This is a genomic window from Victivallaceae bacterium, assembly GCA_036659455.1.
Taxonomy (GTDB): Bacteria; Chlamydiota; Chlamydiia; order Chlamydiales; family Chlamydiaceae; genus JAVXCN01.
Genome location: JAVXCN010000001.1, coordinates 503,954 through 515,738 on the forward strand (window position 1 = coordinate 503,954; position 11,785 = coordinate 515,738).

At 39.8% G+C, this 11,785-nt stretch carries 11 protein-coding genes and 1 tRNA gene; 3 read left to right on the plus strand and 9 right to left on the minus strand.

What is annotated here, in order from left to right:
• Positions 1-144 precede the first annotated feature (144 nt).
• Positions 145-217 (minus strand) — tRNA-Phe (locus tag RSA43_02325).
• A 200-nt stretch (positions 218-417) separates the two neighbouring features.
• On the opposite strand from RSA43_02325, the gene ispF reads away from it, so the two are divergent.
• Complete coding sequence (gene ispF, locus RSA43_02330) at positions 418-960, plus strand: 2-C-methyl-D-erythritol 2,4-cyclodiphosphate synthase (protein ID MEG2496124.1); 543 nt, start codon at positions 418-420, stop codon at positions 958-960.
• Here ispF and RSA43_02335 read toward each other — a convergent pair.
• The 5 genes from RSA43_02335 to rpsL are packed head-to-tail and all read right to left on the minus strand — an operon-like array spanning position 939 to position 5,362.
• Positions 939-1,988, minus strand: a complete 1,050-nt coding sequence (locus tag RSA43_02335; protein MEG2496125.1) for a hypothetical protein — start codon at positions 1,986-1,988, stop codon at positions 939-941. The two genes, ispF and RSA43_02335, sit on opposite strands and share 22 nt — an antisense overlap.
• Before the next feature lie 25 nt (positions 1,989-2,013).
• Positions 2,014-2,328 (minus strand): 30S ribosomal protein S10, encoded by a 315-nt coding sequence (gene rpsJ / locus RSA43_02340; protein MEG2496126.1) that lies wholly within the window; start codon positions 2,326-2,328, stop codon positions 2,014-2,016.
• 9 nt (positions 2,329-2,337) lie between these two features.
• Complete coding sequence (gene fusA, locus RSA43_02345; protein ID MEG2496127.1) at positions 2,338-4,422, minus strand: elongation factor G; 2,085 nt, start codon at positions 4,420-4,422, stop codon at positions 2,338-2,340.
• Positions 4,423-4,472: 50 nt separating this feature from the next.
• Complete coding sequence (gene rpsG, locus RSA43_02350) at positions 4,473-4,946, minus strand: 30S ribosomal protein S7 (protein MEG2496128.1); 474 nt, start codon at positions 4,944-4,946, stop codon at positions 4,473-4,475.
• Between the two features lie 44 nt (positions 4,947-4,990).
• On the minus strand, positions 4,991-5,362 hold the full coding sequence (gene rpsL / locus RSA43_02355) for a 30S ribosomal protein S12 (protein ID MEG2496129.1): 372 nt from the start codon (positions 5,360-5,362) through the stop codon (positions 4,991-4,993).
• A 204-nt stretch (positions 5,363-5,566) separates the two neighbouring features.
• On the opposite strand from rpsL, the gene RSA43_02360 reads away from it, so the two are divergent.
• Positions 5,567-5,878: a hypothetical protein gene (locus tag RSA43_02360; GenBank protein ID MEG2496130.1), complete on the plus strand. Its 312-nt coding sequence runs from the start codon at positions 5,567-5,569 to the stop codon at positions 5,876-5,878.
• 135 nt (positions 5,879-6,013) lie between these two features.
• Positions 6,014-7,990, plus strand: coding sequence for a S41 family peptidase (locus RSA43_02365; protein MEG2496131.1), 1,977 nt, complete (start codon positions 6,014-6,016; stop codon positions 7,988-7,990).
• A gap of 689 nt (positions 7,991-8,679) precedes the next feature.
• Here the strand turns inward: RSA43_02365 and RSA43_02370 are convergent.
• From RSA43_02370 to RSA43_02380, 3 genes are all read right to left on the minus strand, one after another.
• Positions 8,680-10,335: an OmcB family cysteine-rich outer membrane protein gene (locus RSA43_02370; GenBank protein MEG2496132.1), complete on the minus strand. Its 1,656-nt coding sequence runs from the start codon at positions 10,333-10,335 to the stop codon at positions 8,680-8,682.
• Positions 10,336-10,467: 132 nt separating this feature from the next.
• Positions 10,468-10,716: a hypothetical protein gene (locus RSA43_02375; GenBank protein ID MEG2496133.1), complete on the minus strand. Its 249-nt coding sequence runs from the start codon at positions 10,714-10,716 to the stop codon at positions 10,468-10,470.
• A gap of 197 nt (positions 10,717-10,913) precedes the next feature.
• Positions 10,914-11,756 carry a hypothetical protein gene (locus RSA43_02380; protein MEG2496134.1) on the minus strand — a complete coding sequence of 281 codons (843 nt, stop codon included), beginning with the start codon at positions 11,754-11,756 and terminating at the stop codon, positions 10,914-10,916.
• Positions 11,757-11,785 lie beyond the last annotated feature (29 nt).

Sequence of the window (11,785 nt, forward strand, 5' to 3'; positions counted from 1 at the left end):
ACACAAAGGGAAGAGCTTACCGGATTTAAAAATTATACAAAAACGAAAAGCCCCGTTTCGGAAAAAAATTTCCCCCCTTAAGCTTTCCTCAGTAAAAACGACCGAAAAAGAGGTCAGTCAATCGCAAAAGACATCCGACAAGAATGGCCAGAGCCGGAATCGAACCGACGACACAAGGATCTTCAATCCTCTGCTCTACCAGCTGAGCTATCCGGCCAATAAAAGGGGCCATGATAGAAGCGGTTCTAATTTTAAATCAATAAAAATGTCCTTTGATATTCGATATTAAACAAAACAGACCAACGCATAAAGATCTTAATATTCAGAGATACCTTAAAAATTTATTTTTCTATCAAAAACGACTTTCCGGCACAATGGGACGTTCTTCTTTCCCGGATTTAATTTTTAAGGTATATCATGAACAACACTAACGGCTCCCCCTCTTGGAGGGTTCGCACCGGAATCGGTCAAGACAGTCACCGGTTTTTACCGGAGACTTCCGCTAAGCCCTGTATTCTTGCAGGAGTTATTTTCGAAAACGTTCCGGGCTTTCAAGCCAATTCTGACGGTGACGTTGTTTTTCATTCAATTTGCAACGCAATCTCAGCGATTACCCACAAGATTATTCTTAGCGGCTTTGCCGATGAGGTCCTTAATAAACACGGTATCACGGATAGCAGGATCTATTTGGAAGAAGCAGTAAAATCCTTAACACCTCAGCAACATATTTCCCATATAGCCATTACTATAGAAGGGTCTCGTCCCATGTTCGTAAAGAAACTATATCCAATGAGGGAAAATATCAGTCAGGTTTTGAACATTCCGGTGGACTCTATAGGAATCACCGCTACATCCGGCGAAGGACTCACGGATTTCGGTTGCGGAGACGGTATTCAGTGTTTTTGTATTCTCACAGTTATGGAGTACACGGATAGCTCTCAGTATAAATCGACAAAATAACGATCGTCTTCTCGAATCTCCTTGAATCGGAGTTTCCCTGATTCAAGATCACCTTTGCCTAAAATTTCCTGTAAGGTTTTACGAACACTCATTCCCATAGTTTTACTTCCGCAAACAAAAACAAAGCCTTCTTTTTGAACAAGGGTATCATATACGAGTTCCTGTTGTTCTTTTATTCGATCCTGTACATAAACTTTTTCAGTTTGATCTCTGGAAAAAGCCGAAAACAACGATAACCGATCTTGTAACACCTGAGACCTCCAAAAATTCTCAAAATAAAAATCGGACTTCGAAGAACGCTCTCCGAATATCAAAATATTTTGACCCGGATCTTCAATGACGATTCTATGTTGAAGAAAAGCCCGATAGGGAGCTATACCGGTGCCGGCGCCTATCATTAAAATAGGTTTTCCGAACATAGTCTCACGTAAAGTAAAATGAGGGCTAGGCCTTACAAAAGCCTTAATGACGGATCCGATAGCGGCCCTCCGACAAAGATAATCCGAACAAACCCCATATCGCATGATTTCGGCATCGGGATCTTGTATACAAATCAAACGAACAATCAGTTCAAGACGTTCCTTAGAAACTTGAGGAGAAGAAGCTATGGAATAAAGTCGCGGTAGCAGAGGCAAAAACAGATCCGCAAAACAATTCAAATAATCGAAATCTCGATGGAGAGCCGTAAAATCATCCAATCGATAGAACGAAAATTTTCCGTCTACGCCCAACAAATTCTTTATTTTAGAAGAAATTTTTACAAGATTGGCTTTCAATCGCAAAAAATCAAAAACGGAAATGAGATTACCTTCCGAGTCATGAACCAAAAACTCCTCCGGAAGAGAAAAAAAACGAAGTAAACGAGAAACCAAATCAATATCGTTCTCAGGACAAACCCCCAAAACTCCCCCGACTTCGTAACAAAGAGAGTCTGAATCCTCATTATTTAAAACAATATGATAAACCTGATCCGGATAAGAAGCACTTCTCGTTAATAAACTACGACTAAAAACACGAAAACTACCCACAACTTTATCCGGTCATGCAAAAGAATTAAGCGACTTTTATTTTGATAGCCACTCCAGCAGGTAAAGAGAGCATTTTCAAAGCGTCAATCGTTTTTCCAGTAGGATCCAAAATATCAATCAATCTCTTATGAGTTCTGATTTCAAATTGTTCCCTGGATTTTTTATCAACGTGAGGAGATCTTAAAACAGTAAAAAATTCTCTCTTAGTAGGGAGAGGAATCGGACCTGCGACACGCGCTCCAGTTCTTTTAGCTGTTTCAACGATATCGGCAGTCGAACGATCAAGCTGTCCTTGATCAAATCCCCGCAAACGAATTCTAATCTTCTGCTTTTGTTTCACACCTAACCTCTATTTTTTAACTATTTCGTCTTGTATTTTTTGAGGAACTTTAGAAAAATATGCGGGCTCCATAGTAGAAGTAGCTCTTCCCGATGTTAACGAACGCAATGATGTCGTATATCCGAACATTTCACTTAAAGGAACTTCCGAATTAACCAGAACAATCCCTCCACGACCCTGTTCTTGACCTAAAATCTTACCTCTACGTCTATTCAAATCTCCTATCACATCCCCTAGCCCTTGTTCAGGAGTAGAAACGGCAACCTTCATAATAGGTTCTAAAATAACCGGCTTAGCTTTTCTACAAGCGTCCTTAACTGCCATCGATCCACAAATCTTAAAGGCCATCTCACTCGAATCGACTTCATGATAAGATCCAAAAACAATGGCAACTTTAACATCGACTAATCCATAGCCAGCTAAAACTCCTGTATTCAGACCGTCTTCCACACCTTTAATTACGGCAGGAATATACTCTTTAGGGATAACTCCCCCTACAATTTTGCTGACGACTTCATTACCTTTTCCAGCTTCATTAGGCTCTATTTCAAGACAAACGTGAGCGTATTGTCCTCGTCCTCCGGATTGCTTAACATATTTTGTTTCGGAAGCCGATTTAAAAGTGACGGTTTCCTTATAAGAGACTTGAGGTTTACCTACATGAGCCTCCACCTTGAATTCACGGATCATACGATCGCGCAAAATATCCAAATGCAATTCACCCATTCCAGAAATGATAGTCTGCCCGGTTTCTTCATTTGAAGAAACTCTGAAAGTAGGATCTTCTTCCGATAACGCACTCAAAGCTTGTGCTAATTTTTCACGATCGCCTTTCGATTTAGGCTCGATCGCCATATCAATCACCGGATTCGGAAACTCCATTTTCTCCAGAACAATAGCACTACCTTCATCACATAACGTATCTCCGGTAACGGCAAACTTCAAACCGACACACGCTCCTATATCACCCACGGTGAACTCATCTCGATCCGTTCTCTCGTTAGCATGCATTTCAAGAAGTCGGGAAATTCTTTCTTTTTTTTCCTTAGTCGCATTAAATACGGAGGTGCCTTTTTTTAAAGTTCCAGAATAAATACGTATAAAGGTAATCCGTCCGACGTAAGGATCACTCATGATCTTGAATGCCAGAGCGACTAAAGGACCGTCATTTGTCGGAGATATCGTGACTGCTTCATCTTTTTTCAAATCGACACCCGGGACCCCACCTCTATCCAAAGGAGAGGGCATCCATTGCACGACCGCGTCTAAAAGATGCTGCACGCCTTTGTTTTTAAAGGCCGTTCCGCAAAGCACAGGATTTAATTTATTACCGATGACAGCTTTTCGCATAACGGCATGAATCTCGTCTTGAGTTATGGAGTTGGGAGCTTCCAGCACCTTCATCATAAACTCCTCATTGGAATCATCCGAAGTTGCAAGTTCTTCCAAAAGAACGGCTCTTAATGCCGTACACCTATCCACCATCTCTTCAGGAACTTCTCTTTCTTCCCAACGAGCTCCTAAAGTTTCATCAAGGAAATAATAAGCTTTCCAAGCTATCAAATCGACCATTCCGATAAAATCGCTTTCCGCACCTATAGGACAGTGAACGGGAACGGCATTAGCCCCTAACTTTACCCTCATCGACTCAACTGCGGCAAAATAATCGGCACCCATTCTATCCATCTTATTGACGAAAGCAATTCTCGGTACGCAATATTTATCGGCTTGTCTCCATACCGTTTCGGATTGCGGTTCAACTCCGGAGACTGCGTCGAAAACTGCAACGGCTCCATCCAAAACTCTCAAAGAACGTTCGACTTCAATCGTAAAATCCACGTGACCCGGAGTATCGATAATATTGATTTTGCAATCTTGCCAAAAAACGGTAGTTGCTGCCGAGGTGATCGTAATACCTCTTTCTTGCTCTTGCTCCATCCAGTCCATCGTGGCACCGCCTTCGTGGACTTCACCGATCTTATGAGTCCTTCCTGCATAAAACAAAATTCTTTCGGTCGTTGTGGTTTTACCCGCGTCGATATGAGCCATAATTCCTATGTTTCTGATATTCTGCAAACTATACTTTTGGCTCATAACAATACTTAAAACCTCTTATTACCCCTTCTTCAGAATTTTCGCCGGACTTACCATCTGTAATGCGCAAAAGCCTTATTAGCCTCTGCCATACGATGCGTATCTTCCCGTTTTTTAATGGTTGCGCCCTGTTTATTAAAGCAGTCGGTGAATTCCATTGCCAATCCTTCTTCCATGGATTTCCCGGGTCTGGACCTAGCATATTTAATAATCCATTGCATCGCCAAACAATTTTTTCTATCGGGAGCCACCTCTACAGGAACTTGATAGGTTGCGCCGCCTATTCTTCGAGAACGGACCTCAAGCAAAGGCTTGGCATTCTCTAAAGCTTCTTCAAAACCTGCCATACAATCTTCAAGGTTAGCTCTTTTGGCGAATTTATCCAATGCATTATATACAATCCTTCTTGCTTTGGATTTCTTTCCATGCATCATCAATTTATTGATAAACTTTTCGAGAGTCACATTTCCGTAAATGGGATCACCGCTGATTTCGCGCTTTTCGGCAGAGTGCCTTCTTGACATAACTTTTCCTCTAAATAACCATCAAAAATTATATAAACAATCGACTATTTGGGTCTTTTTGCTCCATAAAGAGATCGTCCCTGTTTCCTATTCTTAACTGCAGCGCAATCCAAAGCACCTCGAACAATATGATATCTTACCCCAGGTAAGTCTTTCACTCTTCCGCCTCGAACCAAAACAATGCTGTGTTCCTGAAGGTTATGACCTTCACCGCCTATATAAGCAATAATTTCCTGCCCGTTGGACAATCTAACCCACGCCACTTTCCGCAAAGCGGAATTCGGTTTTTTAGGAGTTTTTGTTTTGACTTGCAGACAAACTCCTCGTTTTTGCGGACATTTTTGTAAAGCAGGCGACTTCTTTCTCGAAACACCGGCTTGTCTACTCTTGCGAATCAACTGGTTTATAGTTGGCATAACCCTTCCCGACTCAACCTTAACTTGAAACGGAGAAATATAGAAGAGAGAACGATTGTTTGCAAGGGCTTATTTATAAAATGAACCTAAGAAGACCCAAAAATGACGTGAATTTTTAAAAAAATGAAAATCAAAAAATTCTTAATATAGTCACTTAATAATAAGTAATATAAAATACCTATTTTTATTTATAGGTTTGCTTAAATGTCAATTGATCAGGTTATACAAAATACAAATTCCGTACAGCTCGATTCTCTTCAACAGAAAAAGTCCTCCGAATCTTTAAGAAATCTTACTAAAAGCACCGGACTTTTGGCCTTAGCCGTAATTTTCCTGATACTGGCTATCGGATTATGTATGGCGGCCTTCCTGCCGGTATCCGTTCTTCCTTTCAGCGGAGCTTATTTTATTGTGGGTTCTTTTTTGGCTTTCGTTAGCATCACCGTACTTCTAATTGCTTTAATTTATTTAATTAAGGATCTAAAAAATCAAATTCATTCGTCTTCACAATCTTGAATCGAAGTAAAAACAACGAAATTTTCTTCCTTTCTAGGATCAGTAACTTAAAAAGTTTTTTTAAAAAACGTTAAAGTTTTCGGAAATTTTTTCCGAATACTAACTTAAAGACTTCTATTTCGGATCTGATCCTTTATGCAAAAAAGTTACGTCTTCCGCCTCTCTTGTTTATTGTCGTTATGCTCTTGTTCTCTGTTCGGAACGACGACGGAATCCCTCCAACCCGTAAACGACATTGTCAAAAAATTGGTAGAATATCATATAGATGCCACTGAAATTCATGAAGATATTTTAGTAAAATCTTTTGCCACTTATATCAATAATTTCGATCCTGCAAAAGTCTATCTTTTAAAAAAGGACATCATAAATTATCTGGAACCGAAAAGTTCTTATAAAAAAAATCTGCTGAAACACTACAACAATCGCAATTTTTCGGATTATAAATCGTTAAACGATACGATTAAAATAAGCATCCCCAGAGCACGCCGTTGGAGAAAAGCTTGGCTGGAAAATGCCGAGCAAACGTTTCAGGAAGCCTTGGAAGTCAAATCTTTACCTATAAAAAGCTCATTTACGGATGACTTAAAATTGCTCGAAGAGAAGCATAAATATTATTTCTTATCGATAGTTTCAGGCTACATTAAAGACAGTCCCGAGAATAAATATAAAGGGAAGGAATCGAAACTTCTGAAATTGTGTCATAAACTCATCGAATCTCATGAAAACGACTACCTATGTCTTCAAGAAGACGGCAAAAACATGACGACGAAAGACGAAGAAAAACATATTTCCGTAAAAATCATTAAATCCATAGCCAACAGCTTGGATGCTCACACCGCTTATTTCAGTGAAACGGAAGCATCGGCTCTTCGAACGCAACTGGAAAAGGGCATGTGCGGAATAGGTATCATTTTGAAAGAAGACATTGAAGGAATTCTCATTAAAGACGTAGTTCCTCAAGGTCCCGCTCATGAAAGTCACAAAGTTCTCCCTAACGATATACTAAAAAGCGTCAATGGGCAGTCGATCGATGGGATGAGTTTTTCTAAAGTTTTAGAAATACTTAAAGGACCTGAAAATTCAACGGTAGTACTCGATCTGGAACACTCCAAACCGAAAAAAAGAGTCGAAGTGAAAATCACCAGAAAAAAAATCATCCTTGGAGATAAAAGAGTCGATGTGTCTTCGGAACCTTTCGCAAACGGAATTATAGGAAAAATTAACCTTCATTCATTTTATGAAGGAGAAAATAACGTTTCGAGCGAATTGGATTTAAAAAAATCCATATCCGAGCTTCAAGAAAAAAATATGCTCGGACTTATTCTCGATCTTCGGGAAAACAGCGGAGGATTTTTATCTCAAGCAGTCAAAGTGTCCGGATTATTCATGACGAACGGTGTAGTAGTAATTTCCCGTTATTCGGACGGAAGCGTCAAATACTACCGTACCTTTAACGGAAATAAATTCTATGACGGACCATTGGTTATTTTAATTTCAAAAAACACGGCTTCAGCCTCAGAGATCGTTGCCCAAACTCTACAAGATTACGGCATCGGAATAATCGTCGGAGATCAACAAACTTACGGGAAAGGAACAGTCCAACATCAAACCATTACGGGAAATTTCAAGAATGAACCCCTGTTCAAAGTTACTGTCGGTCGGTATTATACAGTATCGGGAAAATCGACTCAGATAGAAGGAGTAAAATCCGATATTTCCGTGCCCTCGAAATATTCTGAAGAAGAGATCGGAGAGAGATATTTGGACAATCCTCTTTTACCCGACTCTTACTCGGCAGCTTTCGAGGACAGTCTATCGGATATCAATCCCACGGCAAAAAAATGGTTCAAAAAATACTACGTCCCCAACCTACAAGTAAAAGAGGACCGATGGACAACTATTTTACCCAATCTTGTTATCAATAGTAAGATCCGACTGGAAAATAATAGAAACTACGAAAATTTCCTTTCGGTTTTGAAAAACGCATTCGAAACAACCGGTACGTATAAAGAAGCTTCTTTCGGGTCTAACGATTTACAAATGGAAGAATCGGTTAATATAATCAAGGATATGATTCTCCTTTCTCAAATAAGACCTATGGATTCGAAATAAATCGATTCCTTAAGGTCAAATAACTTCAGAAGGTCAATCTTTCGGATTTAAGAACGCATCGAAAAAACCATCCTTTCATCTTCATTGTCATCGTTGCCGAAACAAAGTCAACTTCATAAGGTATTCAACCGAATACGAAAAAATATGGCCGTATAACCACAAATTCGAACATATAATAAAACTTGGTCCGAACTAGGTAAACCGTCCGAAATGAAACACAAGGTTCATCGAAAACAAGCGTCTCGATTAAGAAAACGAAACGGAAAGTCAAAACAATCGAGACGATTTATCCCAAGAAACAATATTATCAATTCAGATAATTTAAAAAATTCTTTGACATAATGAATCTCACGTTCAAGCGGATATCGATGTCGAGACCGTCTTATGAAATCGGCTGTTTAATCTCTTCAACGGTCACGAACAAATTTCGATATTTATACCATAGAGATTCCGAAAAAAAATCCTAAGAATTAACCGGGCATTTTCTCGGTTAACGATACGTCAAACCAGTTGTATCCGTAAGACTCGGTATTTATTATTGTGTTCCGGGACGAATGAACAAAGGAAGCTTTACCATGGAATCGACTCATAAAAAATGAGAGATTGCCGTTTCGATTGCAAAAACTCAATGCAACAAAAAACGGAAGAGAAATGAATATCTTCCGTTATAACGTTTGCTAAGCAAAAGATTAATAAACGTGAGTGTTTTCTACGTCGGTAACGGGAGTCGTAAGAGAATCCGAAGACAATGTCGCTTCTCCTCTTGCATCTCCGGTAGCCACGCTTTTCAAAGTAACCGCATATTCAACGGTACATTTCGACGGTAGGCGATCCAGAGGTTCGAACAACACGGTATTTCCGGTAATAACCCCTTTAGTCGGACCTTTAACATCCGTAGGTTCCAGTTCTTTAGAAAATTTTAAACCTAAAATGACATTCGTATCATCTGCAGTACCGCGATTACTGATTCGAATACAATAAACGGTTTGATCTCCGATACAAATCGGATCGTTCGTCTCGACTACACACATATGCGTCGCAGCCAAACCTTTCCATTCCGTAGTAATTTCGGCACAGGAAATGCATTCTCCGCACTCGGAATTGGTTTTTACACTAACCCTGTTGCAAGCCTTTCCGGGATGTTTGGATTTCAAGGAAACTTTAAAAACCAGCTCTTCTCCGGGACAAATTTCAGGAATGATCCAACAAGCATTATTGTTACACATTTCAGCTCCTTGAGCATCCAGTACGGAAGTACCGTTCGCGGATATAAAATTAACACGAACGTTTCTCAAAATAAGATCGCCGGGATTCGTGACTTTGATGACATAATCCACAGGTTTGCAAATATATGACCAATCGGCTCCTACCATTGTAACATTAATACAGGGTTCGTTAACGGTCGTTGTGACTTCCGAACTGCATTTATTACCGCCGCAATAGGTAACTTTGACTATATTCGTAAATATCCCTCTTTTTTGAGGTATAAATTCCACTTTATACCCTTTTGTTTCACCAGGACATAGATTGCCTAAATTATAGGTTAGCACTTTTTCCCCGGAAGCGTGCTTGAAACCTTGAGGCACTACATTCTCCGCAACCAATCCTTTTGCGATAGCCGTACCGGAATTGACCACTTCCACTTTATATTGTACGGGACGGTATAAGCATACGGTTTCGGGTGCTATTTGAGTAACGGAGACTTCAGGTTTCCCGCATTGCGTATAAGAGGTGATTTGAGGCGACGCATAAACGGTTGCCGCAGTTAAAAAACAACCTTCTTTAAGAGGTTTGATCCAAACCACTATCTTTTTCGTTTCACCTTGCTTCATTTTGTTAATCTTCCAGATTAACTTACCGTTTTCTTTGGAGATGGGCTTAGGATCGCTTTTAAGAAATTCGGCATCCGTCGGCAACTGTTGCGCTATAGTAATATCTATACAATCTTTCTTACTGCAGGCCGTAATTTCTATCGGATAAGGAGATCCTACCGTGGCATATTCCGGAACGGATTGATGGATCTCGATGTTGCAATCGTCGCCCACCTTCATGCAATACATTTTTCCGTAGGAGGAACAATCGATATCTTCGGAATTTTTATTGCCGGTTTTAGGTTGATTCTTTTTAGATTTTTTGCCTCTGGCTTTAGCCAATTTTCCTTGACAACATTCATTGGAAGAAGAGGAAATCTTTTCAGCTACAGCCACATATGCTTTCGAATCGATACCGATGACATGCGTCATCGGTTGCTCACTTATTACCTTCATCCCTCCGTCAGCAAAACAAAAAATCGAACTACTCACTATTAAAACCGAACATATTTTTCGAACGAGCTTGGACAACATAGAATCTCCTAAGATTTTATCCCCTATTTCTTGAAATCACCAACGGAGTACGGCCTTAAATGATGAAAAGCTTCACCGTTAAAATAAATTTTTCTTCTTAATTTATACTTTTGTAAAAATTATTTTTAAAGTTTAGCTCTTTTGTTGAGAGGAGCTGCTTTGAGACCCATTTTTTTGAGGAGCAGTGCATTTTCCGTTTTTGCAATCATTCGATTGAGAACCGGAACTTTGTTTAGGACAAGAGTTACAGCTTTTGGGACATTTCAGCATTTCGGGACAAGAGGGCGTGCAGGGATCGAAACAACAATCCATAACTCGGCAACAACTTCCCAATCCCAAAGCACAACCTGCAATCGCCAGGACCATTAATACTTTTTTCATATAAACTCCTCAAAAAAAAAGATTTCGGTTTAAAAATTAATTCGGACTTTTTTTAAAAAAAATCCTATATAAATCTATTACAAATAAAAAACAAAATTTTATCAAATATTTTTTACTAAAAAGAATGAAATAAATACGTGAAACAACCTAAAAGAATAGGTTGTGATTAAAAACTTATGAGTAAAAACGGACTAAGGTCAGTCATTATCCGAAGGATCCGTCGACTGAGTTTGATCGGAAGCTGAAGCTCCTTCCGTTTCTTCGGCAACTTTTTCTCGACGCTTTTGAAGGATTCGTTTGATCCTATCAACTGCCTCTTCATTTATTTTAAGTTTCGTTCCACGGAAATTACTATACGATTTAAATTTCTGGGGATTGGCATACACCAGTACGGTTTGGGAAGAAAAATTGATCACCAGAACATTATATTTGACATAACGCGCGGCACATCCGACCTTAGCTACAATGGAAGGAGTGACACGTTCTTTCCAGTCCGCTTGCGCTGAACTGTATACGGTGCAGAAACAAATAACCATATGCTTTAAATCCCGCGGATTACGAACCGGCTTTCCGGTTTCCATATATGCTATCAGAATCCTTTCTGCCTTATCCTCATTTCCTTCAGGTATAAAAATAAAGGACGAACGATCACCTAAAGCGGGCTCTAAAATAAAAGAATGATTGCTTTCAGGATCTTTTTGAATAAAAGCTCTGAGTTCGGGTTTAAGCACCAGGGGATTAATGCCGACCTCGGGATTTTCCGTACCGGAGTGCTCCAAGTCATTACTAATCTCATTAAACATCTCTTCTCCGACATCTTTCGGTACTAAGGGAGCCACTTCCACACTTTGCATACCTTCAAAATCTCCGGGTAAAGCGATGGGTTCAATAGAAGAACCGGACGATCCCACAACTTCTTGAGATTCTTCGGGAATCGGATACAAAGCTTCTCTGATTCGTCTCTTGGAAACCCTAATAACAGTATCGGCAGTACTTTGAACGTCGTGCTCGACTTTTTCATAAATCCGACATCTATACATTCGATCGCCTCTCTCAATGCTCTGAACAC

Bases quoted from the DNA above. Each gene is read 5' to 3' on its own strand.
- ispF (MEG2496124.1), top strand. From the start codon at position 418: ATGAACAACACTAACGGCTCCCCCTCTTGGAGGGTTCGCACCGGAATC.
- RSA43_02380 (MEG2496134.1), bottom strand. From the start codon at position 11,756: ATGTATAGATGTCGGATTTATGAAAAAGTCGAGCACGACGTTCAAAGT.
- rpsG (MEG2496128.1), bottom strand. From the start codon at position 4,946: ATGTCAAGAAGGCACTCTGCCGAAAAGCGCGAAATCAGCGGTGATCCC.
- RSA43_02375 (MEG2496133.1), bottom strand. From the start codon at position 10,716: ATGAAAAAAGTATTAATGGTCCTGGCGATTGCAGGTTGTGCTTTGGGA.
- RSA43_02360 (MEG2496130.1), top strand. From the start codon at position 5,567: ATGTCAATTGATCAGGTTATACAAAATACAAATTCCGTACAGCTCGAT.
- RSA43_02370 (MEG2496132.1), bottom strand. From the start codon at position 10,335: ATGTTGTCCAAGCTCGTTCGAAAAATATGTTCGGTTTTAATAGTGAGT.
- RSA43_02365 (MEG2496131.1), top strand. From the start codon at position 6,014: ATGCAAAAAAGTTACGTCTTCCGCCTCTCTTGTTTATTGTCGTTATGC.
- fusA (MEG2496127.1), bottom strand. From the start codon at position 4,422: ATGAGCCAAAAGTATAGTTTGCAGAATATCAGAAACATAGGAATTATG.
- rpsL (MEG2496129.1), bottom strand. From the start codon at position 5,362: ATGCCAACTATAAACCAGTTGATTCGCAAGAGTAGACAAGCCGGTGTT.